Source organism: Roseovarius sp. A46, assembly GCF_004126395.1.
Taxonomy (GTDB): Bacteria; Pseudomonadota; Alphaproteobacteria; order Rhodobacterales; family Rhodobacteraceae; genus Roseovarius; species Roseovarius nitratireducens.
In genome coordinates, this window is the sequence record NZ_PVWS01000013.1 from 20,460 (window position 1) to 41,885 (window position 21,426).

The following is a 21,426-nucleotide window of genomic DNA, read 5'->3' on the forward strand; positions in this document are numbered from 1 at the left end:
AAGACCGATGAAACAGAAACTCATGGCAACCGCGCTGGCGGCTGCGATGGTGGCAGGACCGGCGCTCGCCGATCTGACCATCGTCGATACCAGCTATCGCACCGGCCCCTATGCCGCGAACGGCATCCCGTTCTCGGACGGCTACCAGGATTATTTCACGCTGCTGAACGAGCGTGACGGCGGTATCGGCGGGGAAAAGATCAACCTCGTGGAATGCGAGACCGGCTACAACACCGAGAAGGGCGTCGAGTGCTACGAGGCCACCAAGGGCGAAGGCGGCGGCGCGCTGGTCTATCAGCCGCTCTCGACCGGCATCACCTATCAGCTCATTCCCAAGGCCACCGCCGACGGCATTCCGCTTCACACGATGGGCTACGGGCGCACCTCGGCCAAGAACGGCTCGGTGTTCAAGTGGGTGTTCAACTATCCGGCCAACTACTGGGACGGGGCGAGCCACGCCATCACCCATATCCTCAACGAGAATGGCGGTGACATCAGCGGGCGCAAGATCGCGCTGGTCTATCACAACTCTGCCTATGGCAAGGAGCCGATCCGGACGCTCGAAGAGCTGTCGAAAAAGCACGGCTTCGAGTTGATGCTGCTGCCGGTGGATCACCCCGGCCAGGAGCAGAAGTCGCAATGGCTCCAGATCCGCCGCGAAAAGCCCGACAACGTGATCATGTGGGGCTGGGGCGTGATGAACCAGGTCGCCATCCAGGAGGCCGTCAACATCCGCTTTCCGATGGACCAGTTCATCGGCATCTGGTGGTCCGGCTCCGAGAACGACGTGAAGGCGGCGGGCGACAAGGCCAACGGCTACAAGGCGCTGACCTTCCACAACCTTGGGTCGGATTACCCGGTCTATGACGACATCCAGAAGCATGTCGTCGACTCCGGCAACGCCGCCGGCGCGGGCGACCAGATCGGCACCGTGCTCTATAACCGGGGCATGTATGCCGCGATGCTGGCCGCCGAGGCGATCAAGACCGCGCAGGAAATGCACGGCGTGAGCGCGATCAACGCGGCCCAGATGCGCGACGGCATGGAGAACCTCGAAATGACCGAAGAGAAGATGGCCGGGCTGGGCCTTCCGAACTTTGGCCCCGAGTTTACCGTGTCCTGCGAGAACCACGGCGGTAACGGCTATGGGGCCGTGTCGCAGTGGAATGCCGAGGCGGGCGAGTTCGAGCTGATCACCGACTACTACCAGTCGGACCAGGAGATCATCTCGGCGCTCGTGGCCGAGGATTCCAAGCAGTTCGCCGAAGAGAACGGCATCGAACCGGGCTGCTGAAGCCATCACCATGTCCGGCCGCCGCACCCTGCGGCGGCCGGACGATCTGAGTATTTTTGCCAAGAAGAAACCGGGACGCGTGCCCTGAGACGGGGCTGGCGCGGCCTGATGAAACGGAGCCTGGGCGATGCTGGATGCAGGAAAGACCGACGAGGCGCTTCTCGAGGTCAACAATATCGAGGTGATCTACAATCACGTGATCCTCGTGCTGAAGGGCGTCAGCCTCAAGGTGCCCAAGGGCGGGATCACCGCGCTTCTGGGCGGCAACGGCGCGGGCAAGACCACCACGCTCAAGGCCATTTCCAACCTGCTGAAATCCGAGCGCGGCGAGGTCACCAAGGGCGCGATCCGCTATCGCGGCGAACGGGTGCAGGACCTGCTGCCCTCCGATCTGGTGAAGATGGGGGTGGTGCAGGTGATGGAGGGGCGGCACTGTTTCGAGCACCTGACCATCGAGGAAAACTTGCTGACCGGTGCCTATACCCGCGGCATTGGCCGGGCCGAGCTCGATGCCGATCTCGAGATGGTTTATGACTATTTCCCGCGCCTCAAGGAGCGCCGCCGCAGCCAGGCGGGCTATACCTCGGGCGGCGAGCAGCAGATGTGCGCGATCGGTCGCGCGCTGATGGCGCGGCCCGAGACGATCCTGCTGGACGAGCCGTCGATGGGGCTTGCGCCGCAACTGGTGGAACAGATTTTCGAGATCGTGAAGTCGCTGAACGAAAAGGAAGGATATACCTTCCTGCTGGCCGAGCAGAACACCAACGTGGCGCTGCGGTTCGCGCATCACGGCTATATCCTGGAATCCGGGCGCGTGGTGATGGACGGCCCCGCCGCCGCGCTGCGCGAGAACCCGGACGTCAAGGAATTCTATCTCGGCGTGTCGGACGAGGGGCGCAAATCGTTCCGCGACGTGCGCAGCTATCGCCGTCGCAAGCGGTGGCTGAGCTGAGGAGGATCAGCCTTGCAACAACTCGGCCCGCATCTCCTCGATCAGATCGAGCGCCTCGGCCCGCGTGTTGCGGATGTTGGGGCGGAAGCCCTGGCTCTCGGCGCGCAGGCGGATGTCCTGCTCGGTTTCCGAACCCGCGGCATACCGCGCCGATCCAAGCGATGCCGCCTCGTTGAGCCGCTTGCCGCGATGCGCGTAGCGCACCCATGCCGCGGGCAGGATCCGGCAACCGTTGAGGTTGACGAGGAAGAACCACTTGCGCTCGGTTTCGCGGATGCGGGCCTCGATATGGTCGTAGACGTGATCGACATCGCGCCCGTGATGGAAGGTGAAATCCGAGAAATCCGCCTCCATGATGCGCCGCCCGGGATCGAAGCTGATCCGGCGCGCGATCTCTTCGTCGCTGTGGCTGGGGGGGCGGATCACGCGCTTGCGCCGCGTGCTGGGGAAATCGGCGATGCGGTCGAGGGCGGCTTCGCGGGTCAGGCACAGGTTGGGGTCGAAGGCTTCGGTATCGGCGGCGCGTTCGATCTGGCGGCGGGTGTCGTCGGAGGCGTCGAACCGCACCGAACCCATCGAATGCGCGTAGTTGAGCGCGCGACCGCGGCGCGAATAGGCGATCCATGCCGCCGGGTCGATGCGGGTGCCGTTGAGGTTGACGAGGAAAAACCAGAGCTCTTCGCCGGTCTCGCCGATGCGTGCCTCGAGCCGGTCGTAGACCCGGTTGACGGTGGCGGAATCCTCGAAATGGAGCCTCGAGAAATCGGCCTCCATCACCTGGATGTCAGGGTGAAAGGCGATCCGGCGGTCGAGTGCGGCATCGTCGAGCGCCTCGGGCGCGTCTGTCGGGGTCGTCATGGCGGGCCTCGGGCAAGATATGCGTTCGGTATACAAAAGAGCACCGTTTATGCGCCGAACGCCGGTTTCAAACAATTGGTCAAGCTGTCGCAACGTAAGGCGGCAGGCAGAGGATGACGCGATGACCCAGTATTTCGACGAGTTGGAAACGCGCAGCAACGAGGCGCGGGCCGAGGCGCTGGCGCGCGCCCTGCCCGCACAGATCGCCCGTGCGCAGGCCTTGCCGGGCTATGCCGGCGCGCTCGACGGGGTCGAGGCGGCACGGGTAACGGATGCGGGTGCGCTCGCCACGCTGCCGGTTCTGCGCAAGTCCGATTTGGGGCGCGCGCAGGGCGCGGCGGCCCCCTTCGGCGGGCTGACCGCGCGGCCCGCGCATGGTTTCGCCCACATCTTTCAGTCGCCGGGCCCGATCTACGAGCCAGGCGGCGACAGCCATGACTGGTGGCGCGTGGGCCGCTTCCTGCATGCCTGCGGCGTGGGACAAGGCGATATCGTACAGAACTGTTTCGGCTATCACCTGACGCCCGCCGGCATGATCTTCGAGAACGGCGCGCGCGCGGTGGGCGCGGCGGTGCTGCCTGCGGGCACCGGGCAGACCGAGTTGCAGGCGCGCGCGGCGCATGACGTGGGCGTGACCGCCTATGCCGGGACGCCCGATTACCTGAAGGTGATCCTCGACAAGGCCGAGGAGATGGGCCTCGCGCTGAACATCACCAAGGCGGCGGTGGGGGGCGGCGCGCTGTTTCCGTCGCTGCGGCAGGAATACGCGGATCGCGGCATCGCCTGCCTGCAATGCTATGCCACCGCCGACCTGGGCAATATCGCCTATGAAAGCGCCGCGCAGGACGGGATGATCGTGGACGAGGGCGTGATCGTCGAGATCGTGCGCCCCGGCACCGGCGACCCGGTCCCGCATGGCGAGGTCGGCGAGGTGGTGGTGACCACGCTCAACCCCGATTATCCGCTGATACGCTTTGCCACCGGCGACCTGAGCGCGGTGATGGAGGGGACAAGCCCCTGCGGCCGCACCAACATGCGCATCAAGGGCTGGATGGGCCGCGCCGACCAGACCACCAAGATCAAGGGCATGTTCGTGCGCCCCGAGCAGGTGGCCGCATTGGTGGCCCGTCATGACGGAATTGGGCGCGCCCGCGTGATCGCCAGCCGAGAGGGCGAGGCGGACGTGATGACCGTGCGCATCGAGGCGGCGGAGGGTGAAGCCGATCACTATGCCGGGGCGGTGAGCGAGGTGCTCAAGCTCAAGGGCCGGATCGAGATCGTGCCGCCGGGCAGTCTGCCCAACGATGGCAAGGTGATCGAGGATTTGCGCAGTTACGAGTGAGTTTGTAGGGTGAAGGTATGGTGCAGCGTAAACTTTTCTCGGCGGTCTTGTGGCTCTGCGTGCTGGCTGGGCCATCGCTTGCCGCCGATCTGGCGCTGATCCTCGATACCCGTGCGCAGGGTGACCGGCGCTCGGCGGTGGCGTTCGACCCGGGCGCGGCGCTGGAGCAGGCCGGGTTCGAGGTGGTGGCCCCCGAGGGCGAGGGTATCGCGCCGCTGCGCGCCGCCGCGCTCGATCTCGAGGCACGGATCACGGCGGGCGAGGTGGCCCGGCTGGTGATCCTCGCCGCCGGAGAGATGGCCGGGGACGGGCAGGATAGCTGGCTGTTGCCGGAGGGTGTGGGCACGGTCTCGCGACTGCGGATCGGCGCGGCGGGGCTGTCGGTCAATGCGCTCTCGGCGATTGCCGGGGCGGTGGAGGGACCCGCCGTGCTGGTTCTGGCACCCGAGGAGGGCGAAGCGGCGGGCGCGGGGCTGATACCGGGGCTGTCGGGATTTTCCGAGGTGCCGGGCGTGACCTATGCCATCGGCCCGCGCAAGGGCATCGCCGCGCTGCTGGGCGGACCCTTGCTCGCCCCCGGGACGAGCTTTGCCGGGGTGGCGCGCGCGGCACCGGACGGCGTCATCCTGTCGGGCAACCTGTCGGGCGAGATGGGTCTGATGGGGCCGGGGCCGGACATGGTGCCCGAGGCGCAACTGGCCGAGGCGCGCGAGGATGGCTTCTGGCAGGCGGTCGAGACGCTGGACACGGTGGCGGCCTATGACGCCTATATCGCCGCCTATCCCGAGGGGCGTTACCTGGGCGAAGCGCAGGAGCGCCGCGACTGGCTGCGAGACGCGCCCGAGCGTGAGGCGCGCGCCGCCGAAGAGGCACTGGACCTGACCCGGGCGGACCGCCGGGACGTGCAGCGGTGGCTGGCGGTGCTGGGGTTCTACGAGCGGGGCATAGACGGGATTTTCGGACGCGGCACGCGCGGCGCGATCGCCGACTGGCAGGAACAGGCAGGCGTGGCGCCGACCGGCTATCTGGATCGCAACGACCTTGCGCGGCTGCGCGCGGACGCGACCGCCCGTCAGCGCGAGATCGAAGAGGAAGAGCGCCGGCAGCAGATGCAGGAGGAGCGCCGCGACCGCGCGTATTGGCGCGACACCGGGCGCGGCGAGGACGAGGCGGGGCTGCGCGCCTATCTCGACCGCTACCCCGAGGGGCTTTTCGCCGAGACCGCGCGCGCCCGGCTCGACGAGATCGAGGAGGCCCGCCGCGACGAGGCCGACCGGGCGGCGCGCGCCGACTGGCAGGCCGCACGCGAGGCCAACACGGCCGAGGCCTATGCCGCCTTCCTGCGCGATCACCCCGAAAGCCGCTTTGCCGAGGAGGCGCGCGCGCGGCTCGACGAGATCGAGCAGGGCCGCGCCGAGAACGAGGCCATCGCGCAGGCGCGCGAGGAGGAGAAGATCTATGCCGGGGCCGAGGTGGTGCGTATCCTGATCGAGCGCCGGCTGGCGCAGGTCGGGGCCGAACCGGGGCCGGTGGACGGCCGGTTCACCGAGGAGACGCGCGCGGCGATCCGCCGCTTCCAGCGCCATCGCGGCCTGCCGGTCACGGGCCATGTCTCGCAGGCGACAGCGGCGGCGCTGATGGGAATGCGCTGAACGGCGTCAGGTAAAGCGGTTGGCGTCATAGGGGGCGAGATCCAGATTGGGGCGCTTGCCGCCGATCAGGTCGGCCACCATGCGCCCCGTGCGCGGCCCCGCCGTCAGCCCGACATGCTGATGCCCGAAGGCGGCAAAGACGCCCGTCGCGCCGATTTCGCCGATAAGCGGCAGGCTGTCGGGGGTCGAGGGGCGCGGGCCCATCCATTCCTCTGCCGTCTCGAACCGCAGATCGGGAAAGACGCGGGCGATCTCGCGCCGGATCATGGCAAAGGGCGCGCGCGACGGCGGTGCGTCCGGATCGCCCAGTTCGACCGTGCCCGCGCAGCGCAACCCGGTGGCCATCGGCGTCACCGCGAACTTGCCCCGCGCCATCATCAGCGGCTGGCGCGGCAGGGCCGAGGGCTGGGCGAGGTGCAGGTGATAGCCGCGCTCGGCGGCCAGCGGCACCTTGAGGCCGAGTTTCTTCATCAGCGGCCCGGACCAGACCCCCGCCGCCAGCACCGCCGCGTCGCAGGCCAAGGGGCCCTGATCGGTCAGCACCTGCGTGATGCGCCCGTCGGCGAGGGTGACATCGCGCGCCTCGGCTTGCAGGTACCGCCCGCCTTCGGCCTGAAAGACGGCTGCGAGATCGGCCATGTAGGCGCCGGGATCGCGCACATGCCCCTGCCCGCGCAACATTGCGAGGCATCCGATGGCGGGGCCTACAAGCGGCTCCGCCTCCTGCACGGCCGCGCCCTCGATCACATCGGGAATGAACCCCGCCTCGCGCTTGGCCTGCCAGCCATAGGCATCGGCCTCATAGGCGGCGCGGCTGTCATACGCGTAGGCGAGATCGCTGGTGGCGAGCCATTTCTCGGCGCGGGTGCCGCGCACCAGCGCGCGGTGCTGATCGACGCTGTCGGTGACCAGCGGGATCAGCCCCCGGGTCATGCGCGCGGCGTCGCGCGGGTTGGCGTTGCGCGCGAACTGCCACAGCCACGGGGCGAGGCGCGGCAGGTCGCGCCAGCGGAGCCACAGCGGCGCGCCGGGATCGGCGAGATACTTGAGCGCCGTGGTCAGAATGCCCGGCGTGTTGACCGGCACGATGGCCCATTGCGCCATCAGCCCGGCATTGCCCTGCGACGCCCCGGCGCCGGGCGCATCGCGGTCGATGAGCGTGACGCGGTGGCCCGCACGGGTAAGCCATATGGCCGAGGCGAGACCACAGATGCCGGCGCCGATGACGACGATGGTGCGGGTATGGCTCATGCGCGAGGGGCTCCTTCGGGGGATAGTGCGCCGCCAAGGAAGCCCAGCCCGCGCGCCGGTGCAAGCCCTGTCATGGCACAGGGGTGGAAATGGCGTGGAGCGGACGTTGAACGTCAAGCGCTGAGCCGCGCCTCGCATGTCCGCGGGCAGGCGACCCGACGGTTTTTCAGTGCGCTTTATTTCAGCTTTCCCGCAAAAGATTTAGTCGGCGCGCTGGCTTAACCATATCGCCTGTCCGTCACGCCAAAGGCGTGCCGATACAGGTTGGCGCACCTCCGGTGCGACGGGCGGACATGCGATGGCGCGGCGGCCTTCGGCCTTGAATCCGCGCCGGGACCAAATCCCAAAGACCGCTCCAGGCCGAAGGCGGCCCCCGACCCGCCTCAGGCGGTGAGGCCCTCCGGCTCCGCCAAGCCATTCGCGCGGCAGCAGGCGGTGACGGTGTTGGCCAGCAGGCAGGCGATGGTCATCGGCCCCACGCCGCCCGGCACCGGGGTGATCGCGCCCGCCACCGCCGCGCAGCTCTCGAAATGGCAATCGCCCACCAGGCGGGTCTTGACGCTGCCATCCTCGTTCGTGCCGCGTTCCGGCGCCTCGATCCGGTTGATGCCGACGTCGATCACCGTGGCCCCCGGCTTGATCCACTCGCCCGGCACCATTTCGGGGCGGCCGACGGCGGCCACCACGATGTCGGCGCGGCGCACCACGTCGGGCAGGTCGCGGGTGCGCGAATGCGCGATGGTCACGGTGCAGCTCTCGCCCAACAGAAGCTGCGCCATCGGCTTGCCGACGATGTTGGAGCGCCCGACAACCACCGCATCCAGCCCGCTCAGCGATCCCAGATGGTCGCGAAGCATCATCAGGCAGCCCAGCGGTGTGCAGGGCACCATACTTTTCTGCCCGGTGCCCAGCAGGCCGACGTTGGAGATGTGAAAGCCGTCCACGTCCTTGGCGGGGTCGATGGAATTGATCACGAGGTCCGAATCGATATGCCCGGGCAGCGGCAGTTGCACGAGGATGCCATGCACGTCCGCATCGTTGTTGAGCGTGTCAATGAGCGCCAGCAGGTCGGCCTGCGAGGTGTCGGCATCCAGCTTGTGCTCATAGGAGTTCATCCCCGCCTCGACGGTCTGCTTGCCCTTGGACCGGACGTAGACCTGGCTGGCCGGGTCCTCGCCCACCAGCACCACGGCGAGGCCGGGGGTGATCCCGTGCGTTTCCTTCAGCCGGCTGACGTGATCGCCCACCTTGCCCCGGATGGTGGCCGCAAAGGCCTTGCCGTCGATGATCGTCGCGCTCATTGCCCGTGTCCTTTCCGTTATTGTGCCGCGCCGGTATAGGTGGCGCGGTAATGCTCCATCTGCATCCGCGTGGCCAGCACCGCGTTCTGCATCAGCACCGACACCGTCACCGGCCCAACACCCCCCGGCACCGGCGTGATCCAGCCTGCCACCTCGGCGCAGCTATCGAAATCGGCGTCGCCCACCGTCTTGCCGCCCTCGGGCGTCTCGACCCGGTTGATGCCGATGTCAATGAGCGCCGCGCCGGGCTTGAGCATCTCGCCCGTGACCAGACCAGGCTTGCCCACTGCCACGAACACCACGTCCGAGGCGCGCGAATGCATCGGCACCGAGCGCGTCATGTGATGGCACACCGTCACCGTCGCGCCCAGCCCCATCATCAGAAAGGCGATGGGCTTGCCGACGATCTCGGAATGCCCGATCACCGTCACGTCCAGCCCCTCGAGGCCGAGCGGCAGCGTCTTGAGGATTTCCACCGCTGCCACCGCGGTACACGGCCCGAGCGCGAGATCGTTGTAGACGATATTGCCGATGGAGGCGGGGTGCATCCCCTCCACGTCCTTGAGCGGGTGCACTGCCTTTTGCAGCGCCTTGACCGGGATATGCGCGGGCAGCGGACGCTGGATGATGATGCCGTTGACGCGCGGGTCGGCGTTGAGCCCGGTCAGCACCCCGGTCAACTGCTCGAGCGAGATGTCCCCGGGATAGGCGCGGGTCTCGAACTCCACCCCCGCCTGCTCAGCCGCGCGGCCCTGGTTGCGCACGTAGATTTCGGCGGCGGCGGTGTCGCCCACGCTGACCGATACCAGCCGCGGCATCCAGCCCGTCTCGGCCAGCGCCTGCGCCTGCGCACGGGTCTCGGCCCGCATCCGGGTGGCGATGGCCTTGCCGTCGATGACCTGTGCGCGCATGTCGCTCTCCCGCCAACGTGTCGCGGGGCCCGGTCGCCTGCGCGACACGGGCCCCGCGGAGAGGATCAGAACAAGCCTTCGATCTGGCCCGCGTCGTTGAGGCGGATGTTCTCCGCCGCCGGGCGCGAGGGCAGGCCCGGCATGGTCATGATCTCACCACAGACCACCACGACGAACCCCGCCCCTGCCGACAGCCGCACCTCGCGGACCGGCACCGAATGCCCGGTGGGCGCGCCGCGCAGGTTGGGATCGGTGGAAAAGCTGTATTGCGTCTTGGCCATGCAAACGGGCAGGTTGCCATAGCCCTGCGCCTCCCAATCCTTCAACTGGTTGCGGATCTTGGCATCGGCCAGCACCTCGTCGGCGCGGTAGATCGACTTGGCGATGCGCTCGATCTTGTCGAACAGCGGCAGGTCGTCGCGGTAAAGCGGGGCGAATTGCGACGCGCCGCTCTCGGCGATCTCGATCACCTTCTGCGCCAGCGCCTCGGCCCCCTCGCCGCCGTGCTCCCAGTGGCGGCTGAGCACCGCCTCGCTGCCCTGCGTCTCGACATAGGCCTTGACCGCCGCGATCTCGGCATCGGTATCGGTGACGAAATGGTTGATCGCCACGACCACCGGCACGCCAAAGGATTTGAGGTTGCCGATATGCCGCCCGAGATTGGCGCAGCCCTCCTCGACGGCCTCGACATTCTCGGCCCCCAGATCGGCCTTGGCCACGCCGCCATTCATCTTCATCGCCCGCACGGTCGCCACCAGAACCACGCAATCGGGCGCGAGCCCGGCCTTGCGGCACTTGATGTTCATGAACTTCTCGGCGCCCAGATCGGCGCCAAAGCCCGCCTCGGTCACCACGTAATCGCTCAGCCGCAGCGCGGTGTTGGTGGCGATGACCGAGTTGCAGCCATGCGCGATATTGGCGAACGGCCCGCCATGCACGAAGGCGGGGTTGTTCTCCAGCGTCTGCACCAGGTTGGGCTGCATCGCGTCCTTCAGCAGCACGGTCATCGCGCCCTCGGCCTTGATGTCGCGGCAGAACACCGGCGTCCGGTCGCGGCGATAGGCCACGATCATCGCGCCGAGCCGCTCCTCGAGGTCCTTGAGGTTCTTCGACAGGCACAGGATCGCCATCACCTCCGACGCGACTGTGATGTCGAACCCACCCTCGCGCGGAAATCCGTTGGCGACGCCGCCGAGGCTCACGTTGATCTGCCGCAGCGCGCGGTCGTTCATGTCCACCACCCGGCGCCAGACCACGCGGCGCACGTCGATATCCTGCTCGTTACCCCAGTAGATGTGGTTGTCGATCATCGCCGACAGCAGGCTGTGCGCGCTGGTGATGGCGTGGAAATCGCCGGTGAAATGGAGGTTCATGTCCTCCATCGGCACGACCTGCGCACGCCCGCCGCCCGCGGCGCCGCCCTTCATGCCGAAATTCGGGCCGAGGCTCGCCTCGCGGATGCAGACCGTGGCCTTCTTGCCAAGACGGTTCAGCCCGTCGCCCAGCCCCACGGTGGTGGTGGTCTTGCCCTCGCCCGCGGGGGTGGGGTTGATCGCGGTCACGAGCACCAGCTTGCCGGTCTTGTTGCCCTGCACCGAATCGATGAAATCCTGGCTCACCTTGGCCTTGTCATGGCCGTAGGGCAGCAGGTGATCGGACGGAATGCCCAGCTTGGCACCGATCTCCTGGATCGGTTTCTTCTGGGCCTCGCGCGCGATCTCGATGTCGGATTTATAGCTCATGTCCGGTCCTTTCCCTGGGCGGGGTGGGGGGTTGCGTCACCCCCGCCTATAACGGCTTTGCCGCCGCGCGAGAGAGGCGAATCCGACACATCCCGCCCCACTTGCGGCGGGCTGTCGCAGGCGCGCGTCAGCTGCGCATACAATCGTGTCCCGACCATGCCGGCTGATCGGGGATGTGCAGTCGCAGCATCTCGCCCAGCGCGATTCGCCCCTCGCGCTCGACCCATGCGGTGACGCCCCGCCGGCCCTCCGATGCTGGCTTGAAGCCCTTGCCAAGCCCCGGCATGTGCCGCTCGATCACCCGGGCAGGCAGCTGGCAGGGCCGGTTCTCCATGTCGATCACGAGGGTCGCGCCCGACGACCCCTGAAGCCGCGACGAGGGCGGCACATGGGTGAAATCGGGGATGCCCTCGATCACCAGCGACGCGCCCAGCCAGGCGGGCGCGAGCACCTCCACCCCCATCTCCGCCGCGATCGCCGCCATCTCCTCGGCCGACAGCACCGACAATTGCCGCACGTTGGCGATCTCGGTGTCCCGGGGGTGCTGCGCCACGACCCGGCTGCACGAGGGCCGCGTGCGCCCGCCATGCGCCTCGCCCGCGATCCCGGCGAATGTCAGATCGGCCGCGTCCAGCGGCTCTGCCTCCAGCCGTGCCTCGCGATCCGTCACCCGGCCCAGCCAAACCACACGCGCAGTGAACTCCGTCGGTTTCAATGCCGGCATGGCCGCCCTCCGCGCTTCATCTTGCCAGAAATATCCGCCCCGCAGGGCCGCTTTCCATCCCGCTCAGACCGTGAGGGTAAAGAACAGCCGCCGGAACGGGAACAGCACCGTGCCATCGGCGCGCACCGGATAGGCGGTGTGCATCACCTCCTCGTAGCGGCGGATGATCTCGGCCTTCTCGTCCGGCTCCAGCATCGCCAGCACCGGGCGGGCATAGGTGCTCTCGGTGTAGCGGCGCACCGGGTGGCTGCCCGGCTCGGCGGTCAGGCGCTGGTAGTAATCGGTCTCCCACAGCCGTAACTGCCCCAGCCCGGCCAGCAACTCCTCGTAGCGCACCGGCGCCATCACGCCGGGGGTGCCCATCTTGCCGGTCCCGCCGGGGCGGAACTCCTCGGCAAGGCTGAGCCAGACCCGGTGCGAGGGCGCCTTGTTCTGGTGCGGCATCTGCACGGCGAGCGTACCGCCCTTGCCCAGCATCCCGGCCAGCCGGGGCATCAGCACCTCGTGGTTGCCAACCCAGTGCAGCACCGCGTTGGAATAGATCATCCCCGGCGCGCGGCGCGGGTGCCACTCGGCGATGTCGGCCTGCTGGATCGCGTCGTATCCGCCAGCCGCCCGCGCCTTTTCCAGCATGGCAGGGCTCGCATCCACGCCGATCAGGCTGCGCCCGGGGGCGCGGGCGCGCAACGCTTCGGCCATCACCCCGTTGCCACAGCCAAGATCGACCACGTCGCCCGCCCCCATCTGTCCGACCCCGTTCAGCAGGTCGAGCGCGGGGCGCAGACGCTGATCCCGGAACCGCGCATAGGCCCCGGGATTCCAGTCCTGCTGCTGGGGCGCGGCCCGGCTCACGTCGAGGGCTCGGGCTCCAGCCCGCCATCGCCGCCCTCACCGCCGCGCGAGGATTTGGGCTTGGTCTTGGGAACGGCGATGACAGAGGGTTTCTCGGTCACCGGCGCGCTGCCCTCGTCGCCGCCCGATTCCGGCGGATCGCCCGCCATCACGCGGCGGATCTCGTCGCCGGTCAGCGTTTCGTATTCCAGCAGTCCCTCGGCCAGCCGCTCCCATTCCTTGCGGCGCTCCTCGAGGATAGACTTGGCGCGCTGATAGGCCTCGTCGATGAGGCGCTTGACCTCGTCCTCGATCAGCTCCTTGGTATGCGCCGAGATCGAGAAGCCACCAGCGGCATTGCCCATGTAGCCCTCGTGCGCCTGCTCGTAATCGACATTGCCGACCTTGTCGGACATGCCCCAGCGCATCACCATCGCCCGCGCGAGCCCACTGGCCTGCTGAATGTCGCCCGCCGGGCCGTTCGAGACGTTGTCCTCGCCGTACTTGAGGATTTCCGCCGCCTTGCCGGCCATCGTCATCGCCAGCTTTTCCTCGCATTCCGAGCGGTGCCAGTTCAGCCGGTCGATCTCGGGCAGGCTGACAACCATGCCCAGCGCGCCGCCGCGCGGGATGATCGTCGCCTTGTACACGGGGTCGCATTTCGGCAAGGTGAGTCCCACCACCGCGTGCCCGGCCTCGTGAAAAGCGGTCTTTTCCTTCTGGTCGTCGGTCAGCACCATCGAGCGGCGCTCGGCCCCCATCATCACCTTGTCCTTGGCATTCTCGAAATCGACCATGGTGACAAACCGGCGGCCTACCCGCGCGGCGGTCAGCGCCGCCTCGTTGACGAGGTTGGCAAGGTCCGCACCGGAAAATCCGGGCGTGCCGCGCGCGATCAGGCGCAGGTCAACATCCGGGCCCAGCGGCGTCTTGCGGGCATGCACGCCGAGGATCTTCTCGCGGCCCTTGATGTCGGGGTTGGGCACCGTCACCTGCCGGTCGAAACGGCCGGGGCGCAGCAGCGCGGGGTCCAGCACGTCCTTGCGGTTGGTGGCGGCGATGATGATCACGCCCTCGTTGCTCTCGAACCCGTCCATTTCCACCAGAAGCTGGTTCAGCGTCTGCTCGCGCTCGTCATTGCCGCCGCCATAGCCCGCGCCACGGTGGCGGCCCACGGCGTCGATCTCGTCGATGAAGACGATACAGGGCGCGTTCTTCTTGGCCTGCTCGAACATGTCGCGCACGCGCGAGGCGCCCACGCCCACGAACATCTCGACAAAATCGGAACCCGAGATGGTAAAGAACGGCACCCCCGCCTCGCCCGCGATGGCGCGCGCGAGCAGCGTCTTGCCGGTGCCCGGCGGGCCCACCAGCAGCGCGCCCTTGGGGATCTGCCCGCCAAGGCGGCGGAATTTCTGCGGGTTGCGCAGGAACTCGACGATCTCCTCGAGCTCTTCCTTGGCCTCGTCGATCCCGGCCACGTCGTCGAAGGTGACGCGCCCGCTCTTCTCGGTCAGCATCTTTGCCTTGGACTTGCCAAAGCCCATCGCGCCGCCCTTGCCGCCGCCCTGCATCCGGTTCATGAAATAAATCCACACGCCGATCAGCAGCAGGAACGGCAGGAGCGAGATCAGGAAGGACTGGAACCCCGATTGATCCTGGCTCTCGGCCTTGACGGCAACGCCGTTCTCGATCAGCCGCTGCGTGATCTCGGCATCCTCGGGGCGGATGGTGGTGTATTGCGCACCGTCAGTGCCGCGGTAGCGGATCGTTTCGCCGTCGATCGTGGCCTCGCTGACCGAGCCCTTATCGACCGCGGTCACGAATTCCGAGTAGGGGACCGCCTGGCTTTGCAGCGTGTTGCCCGATCCGCTGAACAGGTTGAACAGTGCCAGGATCAGCAGGAACAGGATCAGCCAGAAGGCGATGTTGCGCGCGTTACCCAATAGAGATCTCCCGAAATGAGGTCATCGTGCCCATAGCACGGGGCGTTAGTACCTTAAATAGATATTGGCCGCCGGGGTTCAATGAAAGAATGGGCTTTCGAACGGTCGCTGCCCGTGGCGCGCGGTCGCGGATATGCACCTGCTTGCCGCGAAATGCCTCAGCCCGAGATCCTGTCCAGATAATCCCCGAACCCGCGCAGCAGGTCCAGCCGCCAGCCATTGGGCCACCCCGCCAGCGGCGCGGCAACGAGGGTGTCGCCCCGCCACAGCCCCGGGCTCGCCAGCGCCGAGCCGTGCGGCAGCCCGCCCGCGCGCCAGTCAGGGCAGGCGCGCAGGCCCACCGGCCCCAGTGCCGCCACCGTGGCCCGCCCGGGGCCACCCTTGGCGCGCCAGCGCCCGTCCCACACGGCCCCGGCGGGCGCGCGCAGCCCCGCCACCGCGCGGTATTCCCGCGACAGCCGCAGATGATCGCGCCCGGCGCTCAGCACGCAGCCCTGCAAATTCATGCGCCGCCCCGCGCGCGCGGCCTCGAGGAACGCCACCCCCGCCGCACCGCGCGGCGGATAGTCCTGCCCGGTCATCCACGCGATCCCCCCCAGCAACAGCCGCCGCGCCGTCTCGTCGGGAAGGGCATCGAAACCGTCGCGCCGCCACAGAAGGTCGCCGCCCTCCTCCCGCGCGATTTCCTGCGCCGCGCGGCGGGCGCAGACGCCGAGCGCCACGCGCGCCTCGCGCAGCCGCCCCGCCGCCGCCGCCAGCGTCCCGGCATCGAGGCCGAGCGGCCCGAGTGTGGCCAGCGCCGCGCGCGCGCGGGTGCGGTCGTAGGCCGGGTCATCGTTGGTGGGATCGTCTGCCCACGCCACCCCCCGCGCGCGCAGCATGTCGCGCAGGTCATCGCGCCCGAGCATCAGCATGGGCCGATGAAAGGTGACACCCTCCGCGCACCAGCGCGCCCGCATCGCCGCCAGCCCGTCCACGCCCGCACCCCGCGCCAGCCGCATGAGAAAGGTCTCGGCCACGTCGTCGGCGGTGTGGCCGATGGCCACGTCCGCGATCCCCTGCCGCCGCGCCCATCCCGTCAGCAGCCGGTAGCGCGCGCGCCGCGCCGCATCGGGCAGGTTGCCCCGCGCCCCCTGCCCGTCCCAGCGCAGGCTATCGTGGCCGATCCCCAACCCGGCACAAATCCGCGCCACCTGCGCGGCCTCGGCGCCTGCCTCGGGGCGCAGCCCATGATCGACGGTCGCCACGCGCAGGGCGGGGCCGCCCTCTTCTCGCCAGTCATTGAGGATATGCAACAGCGCCAGCGAATCGCTGCCGCCAGAGACCGCGACCCCCAAGGCTTCGGGCGGGGCCGCGCCGAAATACGCGCGCACCGCCCCCCCGAGCGCCGCGCCTGCGCCGCTCACGAACAGCCGAGCCGGGCCATCTCTGCCTCTGCCTCGGCCACCGCTTCCGCGCCGGGATAGCGCGGCGCGACCTGCCCCAGCGTCACGCAGGCGTCCTCGGTCTGGCCCAGCCGTCCCAGCGCCCGGCCCAGAAGGTAGAGCGCCTGCGACGCCTCCGGGCCGTCTGGCGCGGCGCTGAACGTGTCGAGAAAGGCGCGTGCCGCAGCACTCTGCTGCCCGTCCGCCTCGAGCGCGCGGCCCCGCAGCAGCCCCGCCTGCCCGGCGAGCGGGCTGCCGGGATAATCGGCGAGGAAGGTCGCGAGTTGCTCGGCGGCCTGCGCGTGCTCGCCGGCCTCGAAGGCCGCTTGCGCGCGCTCGAAATCATCGCGCTCGCCCACGGCGAGCTGCGGGCCGTCGGTCTCGCCCTCGCCGTCTCCCGCGCCGGGATTCGTGACGCCACCCGTCGAGGGCGTCACCCCGCCCAGCGTGTCGCCCGGCTCCAGCCCGGCGATGTCACAGCCCGGCTCCATCTCGCACAGGCGAAACTCCAGGTCGCCCACGCGGTTGGTGCCATCCGCCACCACCCGGTCGATGCGGAATTCCAGCTCCTCGGTCTTGTCCGTCAGCCGCTCCACCTGGGCCTCGATCGCGTTGACGCGGTCGAGCATCGGGCCGCCACCCGCTGGCTGCGCGGCCCCGCCCGTGGTGCTCAGCTCGCGCTTGAGCTTCTGCAACTCGACGAACAGAACCGTCAGTTCCTGCCGGATGTCGGCCAGCGTTTCAGCGTTTTGCGCCGCCGCCCCTGCGGGGGCGAGGAGCAGCGTTAGCGCGATGGCCTTGAGCGTTGCGCGCATGGCTCCGGCCTCAGCTTACGGACCCGGCGGCGAGCACCGTCACCGCGCGCCGGTTCTTGGCATAGCACGCCTCTTCGCTGCAAATCTCGATCGGGCGTTCCTTGCCATAGCTCACGGTGCGCAGCCGGTTGTCGGCCACGCCGCGGCTGACGAGGTAATCGCGCACCGAGTTCGCCCGCCGCGCGCCCAGCGCGAGGTTGTATTCGCGCGTGCCCTGCTCGTCGGCATGGCCCTCGATGACGGCGGTATAATCGCTGTTGGTCATCAGCCATTGCGCCTGCGCGTCAAGCGTGGACTGCGCCTGCGCCGACAGCGTGGACTGGTCCACGGCGAACAGCACGCGGTCGCCAACGGCCTGCTGGAAGTAGGCCGACGACGTCGGGTCCGAGGCCGCGCCCGACAGCCCGGCACCACCCGCGCCGGAACCGTTGCCGTCGGCGAACCGGTCGGGATTGGTGCAGGCGGCGAGCGCCAGTCCGGCCACCAGGATGATCGTCTTGCTCAGATAGGTCATGTTGCATTTTCCCTTTTCATTATACGTGTCATACCACAGGCCGCAGCCCAAGAAAACGCGCGCTCTCGCACACGCCGGTCACTCCTGCAGCGGCCCCCAAGAGGGGTCGCTCGCGCCGCCATTCGTGGGCACCTGCCGCAGGTTGCGGCCGGTGATGTCCACCGTGTAGAGCCGCGCCTCGCCCTGTTCTCCCCGCGTCTCGCGGGTGAACATGATGACGCGGCCATTGGGCGCCCATGTCGGCCCCTCGTCGAGGAAGGACGCGGTGAGAAGCCGCTCCTCGCTGCCATCGGTGCGCATCACGCCGATATGAAAACGGCCCTCCGCCTGCTTGGTAAAGGCGACGAGATCGCCGCGCGGCGACCAGACCGGCGTGCCATAGCGCCCGCGGCCAAAACTGACGCGCTGCGCCTCGCCGCCGCTCGCCTCCATGATGTAGAGTTGCGGGCTGCCCGAGCGGTCGCTCTCGAACACGATGCGGCTGCCGTCCGGGCTGTAGCTGGGCGCGGTCTCGATCGAGGGCGCGTTGGTCAGCCGCACGCTGGCACCGCTGGCGATGTCCATCGTGTAGAGGTCCGTATTGCCGCCCTGCGTCAGCGAATAGAGCACCGTCCGCCCGTCGGGCGAAAAGCGCGGGGCGAAACTCATCGTGCCGTCCAGGGTGGGCAGCGCCCGGCGGCCCACATCGGCCACGTCGAGCAGGTAGATGCGCGGGAACCCCGTCTCGTAGCTGGTATAGAGCACCCGGTCGCCGGTGGGCGAGAAGCGCGGCGCCAGCACGATGGTCGAGGCATCGGTGAGGTAACGCAGGTTCGCACCATCGTAATCCATGATCGCCAGCCGCTTGGCGCGCTCGCCCTTGGGGCCGCTTTCCGACACGAACACCACGCGGCTGTCGAAATAACCGCCCTCGCCGGTGATCCGGGAATAGACCTGGTCGGCCACCTTGTGCGCGATCCGCCGCCAGCCGTCTGGCTCACCCACAAGCTGCTGGCCGCGGCCCAGCTCCTGCCCGGCAAACACGTCGTGGATGCGGAACTTGACCACCACCCGCCCGGCGCCGTCGAGGTTCACCGCCCCGGTGACCAGTGCCTGCGCATTGATCGCGCGCCAGTCGGCAAACTGCACCGGGCTGTCGAAATTGGTGATGCGGCCGATATGCGCCTCGGCGGGGATCTCGCGAAACAGGCCGGTGCCGCTCAGGTCGGCGGCGATGACGCGCGCGATGCGGGTGGCTAAATCGCGCGCCTGCGCACTCTCGGCCACGAGATCGGGCACGGCAAACGGCATCGGTTCGATGACGCCCTCGGTGATCTCGAGCCGGAGCGGGCCGGAATTCTCCTGGGCGGTGGCTGGCATCGCCCAGAACGTCAGGGCCGCGAGGAGGGTCAGGAAAGAACGCATCATTTGATCCTCATTTTCTCCGGGTTGAATGTCATTTCGATGTCGCGCCACTGCGCGTATTTCTCCTGAGGCAGATCAAAACCGTCGGCACCGCAGCGGATGATCGCACGGCGCGCCGCCTCATAGGCCTGCCGCGCGGCACTGGCAGAGCCGCCGGAATGGCTCAGCATGCGGATGCTGGACATTTCGGGCTTGCCAGTCTCGGCCATGCTCACGGCGACGACCACCGTGGTGGCGAGCGCATCGGAACTGAGGCTGCCAACGTTCCAGCATTGCTGCACGGCCACGCGCAGCGCGTCCTTCTCCCCAGCCGACAGCGGCGGGCCGGACGGGCGGCGCTCCGTCGGGGCGCTGTCCTGTCCCAGCGCGGCGGCGAGCGCGTCGCTGACCGCGTCGCGGTCCGTGTCGGGCGGGGTCGGTTCGGTCGGCTCTGTCGGGGCGGTCGCTGTCTCGGTGTCGGCTTCCGTCTCTGCCGGGCGCGTGGGCCGCGCGCGCGGGCGGACCGAGGCGGTGGGCGCCGGGGTCTCGGGGCGCTCGGCCTCGGTGACGATCTCGGTCGTGGCTTCCTCGGGGGCGGTCGCCTCCTGCTGATCCTCGACCGCGTCGGCCCCCTCCTCGGGGGCCACCTCGGGGCGGGCCACGTCATCCACCCGCACATCCGGCTCGGACGGGGCCACCGGCTCGGGGGCCACGCGCGGCGCGGGGCGCGGCTGCGGACGCAGCGATGTCTCGGGCACCAGCGCGGCGGTGTCCTCGGACGGAGCGGTCAGCGCGGGGGGCGTGTCGGTCACATCGGTCGGTGCCGGGGCGGGGCGCTCGGGCACCTCGGGGCGCGCGTCGGGGGGCGACGTATCGCTCACCTCGGGCCGGTTCACCTCGGGGGCGGCATCGGTCCCGGACGACAGCGCCGGCGCCGCCTCGCCCTCGGCGGGCGGCGCGGGCGTGTCGACATTGGCAACCGCCTCGGGCGCGCTCTGCCGGGCCATGATGGCGGTGTATTCCTCGGACGACACCGCCACCGCCTCGACCACCTCCACCTGCGGCGGATCGGACTGGAGAACGCCCCCGAGAAAGACCCACCCGATCACCGCCAGGTGGGCCGCTCCCGATATGATCTGTCCGGTGTTCACCCGCGGCACCCCCGGCCTAGCCGTCCCGCCCGTCGAGCGCGGGGCCGCCGGTCTCCGTCACCAGCCCGATATTGGCAAATCCGCCGCGGTTGAGCGCCCCCATCACCTCCATCACCACGCTGTAGGGCGCATTGCCGTCGGCGCGCAGGAACACCCGCGTGCCCTCGCGCTCGGCGGCGATGGCGCGCAGCCGCGGCAAAAGTTCACCGCGCGGCACGTCGGTGGTCTGGATGCTCACCCGCCCGTCGGCGCCGACCGTCACGGTGAGCGGCTCCTCCTGCTCGCCCGGCAGCGCGTTGGCGGCGGTTTTCGGCAATTCCACCGGCACGCCCACCACCAGCAGCGGCGCGGCCACCATGAAGATGATCAGCAGCACCAGCATCACGTCCACGAACGGCGTGACGTTGATCTCGGCCATCGGTCGCGTGCGCCCGCGCCCGCGCCTGCGCCGCCCGCCGCTCTCCCGGTGCTGAACGACCCCTGCCCCCATCGTCAGCTATCCAACTGGCGGCTGAGGATGGTCGCGAACTCGTCGGCAAAGGCCTCGTAGCCCGCCACGATCCGGTCGGAATCTGCGCTCAGCTTGTTGTAGAAGATCACCGCCGGGATCGCCGCCAGCAGCCCCAGCGCGGTGGCCAGAAGCGCCTCGGCGATACCGGGTGCGACCACCACAAGGCTTGTGTTCTGCTGTGCCGCGATGGCCATGAAGGAGTGCATGATCCCCCACACCGTGCCAAACAGCCCGATGAACGGCGCGGTGGAGCCCACGGTCGCCAGCACCTGCAACCCGCCCTGCAGGTTGTCGGCCTCCTTGGCGATGGCCACGTCCATGGAGCGGTCGATCCGCGCGGCCGCGCCCGCGATCAATTCGCCATCGTTGCGGTGGCTGCGCCGCCATTCCGTCATCCCGGCGGCGAATATGCGCTCGGACTGCCCGGCGGGGTCCGGCCCGATCTCGTCAAACAGGCCGTCAAGCGGTTCGCCAGACCAGAAACGACGGTCGAACACGCCGGCCTCGCGGCGCGCGCGGCGATAGGTTATGAGCTTCTGAATGATGATCGACCACGCCCAGAACGATGCGATGGTCAGGATCAGCATCACCAGTTTCACGATGAACGTGGCGCGTGCGAACAGCGCCCACATGGAGAAATCCATCTCCTGCGCCAATGCGAGGGTTTCCGCTTCCATTTGCCTGCCTTCATGCCTCGGATGGCCGTTTCCCGGCCTTATCAAGGGCAAATTACCCGATTTCCAAGGGGAAAGCCATGCGCATCCGCCCGCTCACGCGCGATTGAACGTAACGGACCGCGCTTGCGGCGGATATTCGCTTGCAAG

Annotated in this window: 19 protein-coding genes; 4 read left to right on the plus strand and 15 right to left on the minus strand. The window is 68.6% G+C overall.

Features of this window, described 5'->3' with window-relative positions; all coding sequences use genetic code 11:
* The first annotated feature begins 7 nt into the window (after positions 1-7).
* Together C6W92_RS08615 and C6W92_RS08620 are read left to right on the plus strand one after the other, a co-directional pair.
* Complete coding sequence (locus tag C6W92_RS08615) at positions 8-1,294, plus strand: ABC transporter substrate-binding protein (protein ID WP_129432590.1); 1,287 nt, start codon at positions 8-10, stop codon at positions 1,292-1,294.
* Positions 1,295-1,421: 127 nt separating this feature from the next.
* Positions 1,422-2,246 (plus strand): ABC transporter ATP-binding protein, encoded by an 825-nt coding sequence (locus tag C6W92_RS08620; RefSeq protein WP_129432591.1) that lies wholly within the window; start codon positions 1,422-1,424, stop codon positions 2,244-2,246.
* Between the two features lie 6 nt (positions 2,247-2,252).
* Here C6W92_RS08620 and C6W92_RS08625 read toward each other — a convergent pair whose 3' ends face one another.
* Positions 2,253-3,104: a hypothetical protein gene (locus tag C6W92_RS08625; protein ID WP_129432592.1), complete on the minus strand. Its 852-nt coding sequence runs from the start codon at positions 3,102-3,104 to the stop codon at positions 2,253-2,255.
* Between the two features lie 121 nt (positions 3,105-3,225).
* Between C6W92_RS08625 and C6W92_RS08630 the strand changes: the two genes are divergently transcribed.
* Positions 3,226-4,446 carry an AMP-binding protein gene (locus tag C6W92_RS08630; RefSeq protein WP_129432593.1) on the plus strand — a complete coding sequence of 407 codons (1,221 nt, stop codon included), beginning with the start codon at positions 3,226-3,228 and terminating at the stop codon, positions 4,444-4,446.
* 20 nt (positions 4,447-4,466) lie between these two features.
* Positions 4,467-6,098, plus strand: a complete 1,632-nt coding sequence (locus tag C6W92_RS08635) for a peptidoglycan-binding protein (protein ID WP_164989203.1) — start codon at positions 4,467-4,469, stop codon at positions 6,096-6,098.
* 6 nt (positions 6,099-6,104) lie between these two features.
* Here C6W92_RS08635 and C6W92_RS08640 read toward each other — a convergent pair whose 3' ends face one another.
* From C6W92_RS08640 to tolQ, 14 genes are all read right to left on the minus strand, one after another.
* Positions 6,105-7,349: an FAD-binding oxidoreductase gene (locus C6W92_RS08640; protein WP_129432595.1), complete on the minus strand. Its 1,245-nt coding sequence runs from the start codon at positions 7,347-7,349 to the stop codon at positions 6,105-6,107.
* A 383-nt stretch (positions 7,350-7,732) separates the two neighbouring features.
* The gene (gene folD / locus C6W92_RS08645; RefSeq protein ID WP_129432596.1) at positions 7,733-8,650 is read right to left on the minus strand and encodes a bifunctional methylenetetrahydrofolate dehydrogenase/methenyltetrahydrofolate cyclohydrolase FolD; all 918 of its coding nucleotides are present in this window, start codon (positions 8,648-8,650) and stop codon (positions 7,733-7,735) included.
* Positions 8,651-8,667: 17 nt separating this feature from the next.
* A complete protein-coding gene (locus tag C6W92_RS08650) occupies positions 8,668-9,561 on the minus strand; it encodes a bifunctional 5,10-methylenetetrahydrofolate dehydrogenase/5,10-methenyltetrahydrofolate cyclohydrolase (protein WP_129432597.1) in 894 nt (297 codons plus the stop codon).
* A 65-nt stretch (positions 9,562-9,626) separates the two neighbouring features.
* Entirely contained in the window at positions 9,627-11,303 is a 1,677-nt protein-coding gene (locus C6W92_RS08655; protein WP_129432598.1) for a formate--tetrahydrofolate ligase, read from the minus strand.
* A gap of 127 nt (positions 11,304-11,430) precedes the next feature.
* Entirely contained in the window at positions 11,431-12,027 is a 597-nt protein-coding gene (locus tag C6W92_RS08660; RefSeq protein ID WP_129432599.1) for an MOSC domain-containing protein, read from the minus strand.
* Positions 12,028-12,090: 63 nt separating this feature from the next.
* Positions 12,091-12,879 carry a methyltransferase domain-containing protein gene (locus C6W92_RS08665; protein ID WP_129432600.1) on the minus strand — a complete coding sequence of 263 codons (789 nt, stop codon included), beginning with the start codon at positions 12,877-12,879 and terminating at the stop codon, positions 12,091-12,093.
* On the minus strand, positions 12,876-14,804 hold the full coding sequence (gene ftsH / locus C6W92_RS08670) for an ATP-dependent zinc metalloprotease FtsH (protein WP_129432601.1): 1,929 nt from the start codon (positions 14,802-14,804) through the stop codon (positions 12,876-12,878). The genes C6W92_RS08665 and ftsH overlap by 4 nt, the downstream gene beginning before the upstream one ends.
* Positions 14,805-14,962: 158 nt before the next feature.
* Positions 14,963-16,210: a tRNA lysidine(34) synthetase TilS gene (gene tilS / locus C6W92_RS08675; RefSeq protein WP_129432602.1), complete on the minus strand. Its 1,248-nt coding sequence runs from the start codon at positions 16,208-16,210 to the stop codon at positions 14,963-14,965.
* Positions 16,207-17,043, minus strand: a complete 837-nt coding sequence (gene ybgF / locus C6W92_RS08680; RefSeq protein WP_129432603.1) for a tol-pal system protein YbgF — start codon at positions 17,041-17,043, stop codon at positions 16,207-16,209. Before ybgF ends, tilS begins: the two co-directional genes overlap by 4 nt.
* A 10-nt stretch (positions 17,044-17,053) precedes the next feature.
* Entirely contained in the window at positions 17,054-17,557 is a 504-nt protein-coding gene (gene pal / locus C6W92_RS08685; protein WP_129432604.1) for a peptidoglycan-associated lipoprotein Pal, read from the minus strand.
* A gap of 78 nt (positions 17,558-17,635) precedes the next feature.
* Positions 17,636-18,964: a Tol-Pal system beta propeller repeat protein TolB gene (gene tolB, locus C6W92_RS08690; RefSeq protein WP_129432605.1), complete on the minus strand. Its 1,329-nt coding sequence runs from the start codon at positions 18,962-18,964 to the stop codon at positions 17,636-17,638.
* A complete protein-coding gene (locus C6W92_RS08695) occupies positions 18,961-20,091 on the minus strand; it encodes an energy transducer TonB (protein ID WP_129432606.1) in 1,131 nt (376 codons plus the stop codon). The genes tolB and C6W92_RS08695 overlap by 4 nt, the downstream gene beginning before the upstream one ends.
* Positions 20,092-20,107: 16 nt before the next feature.
* Entirely contained in the window at positions 20,108-20,581 is a 474-nt protein-coding gene (locus C6W92_RS08700) for an ExbD/TolR family protein (protein ID WP_104019544.1), read from the minus strand.
* Between the two features lie 2 nt (positions 20,582-20,583).
* Positions 20,584-21,279: a protein TolQ gene (gene tolQ / locus C6W92_RS08705; protein WP_129432607.1), complete on the minus strand. Its 696-nt coding sequence runs from the start codon at positions 21,277-21,279 to the stop codon at positions 20,584-20,586.
* Positions 21,280-21,426: the final 147 nt, after the last annotated feature.

Excerpts from the sequence above, each read along its gene's own strand:
- C6W92_RS08615 (WP_129432590.1), top strand. The coding sequence starts at position 8 with ATGAAACAGAAACTCATGGCAACCGCGCTGGCGGCTGCGATGGTGGCA.
- C6W92_RS08620 (WP_129432591.1), top strand. The coding sequence starts at position 1,422 with ATGCTGGATGCAGGAAAGACCGACGAGGCGCTTCTCGAGGTCAACAAT.
- C6W92_RS08625 (WP_129432592.1), bottom strand. The coding sequence starts at position 3,104 with ATGACGACCCCGACAGACGCGCCCGAGGCGCTCGACGATGCCGCACTC.
- C6W92_RS08630 (WP_129432593.1), top strand. The coding sequence starts at position 3,226 with ATGACCCAGTATTTCGACGAGTTGGAAACGCGCAGCAACGAGGCGCGG.
- C6W92_RS08640 (WP_129432595.1), bottom strand. The coding sequence starts at position 7,349 with ATGAGCCATACCCGCACCATCGTCGTCATCGGCGCCGGCATCTGTGGT.
- folD (WP_129432596.1), bottom strand. The coding sequence starts at position 8,650 with ATGAGCGCGACGATCATCGACGGCAAGGCCTTTGCGGCCACCATCCGG.
- C6W92_RS08650 (WP_129432597.1), bottom strand. The coding sequence starts at position 9,561 with ATGCGCGCACAGGTCATCGACGGCAAGGCCATCGCCACCCGGATGCGG.
- C6W92_RS08655 (WP_129432598.1), bottom strand. The coding sequence starts at position 11,303 with ATGAGCTATAAATCCGACATCGAGATCGCGCGCGAGGCCCAGAAGAAA.
- C6W92_RS08660 (WP_129432599.1), bottom strand. The coding sequence starts at position 12,027 with ATGCCGGCATTGAAACCGACGGAGTTCACTGCGCGTGTGGTTTGGCTG.
- ybgF (WP_129432603.1), bottom strand. The coding sequence starts at position 17,043 with ATGCGCGCAACGCTCAAGGCCATCGCGCTAACGCTGCTCCTCGCCCCC.
- pal (WP_129432604.1), bottom strand. The coding sequence starts at position 17,557 with ATGACCTATCTGAGCAAGACGATCATCCTGGTGGCCGGACTGGCGCTC.
- tolB (WP_129432605.1), bottom strand. The coding sequence starts at position 18,964 with ATGATGCGTTCTTTCCTGACCCTCCTCGCGGCCCTGACGTTCTGGGCG.
- C6W92_RS08700 (WP_104019544.1), bottom strand. The coding sequence starts at position 20,581 with ATGGGGGCAGGGGTCGTTCAGCACCGGGAGAGCGGCGGGCGGCGCAGG.
- tolQ (WP_129432607.1), bottom strand. The coding sequence starts at position 21,279 with ATGGAAGCGGAAACCCTCGCATTGGCGCAGGAGATGGATTTCTCCATG.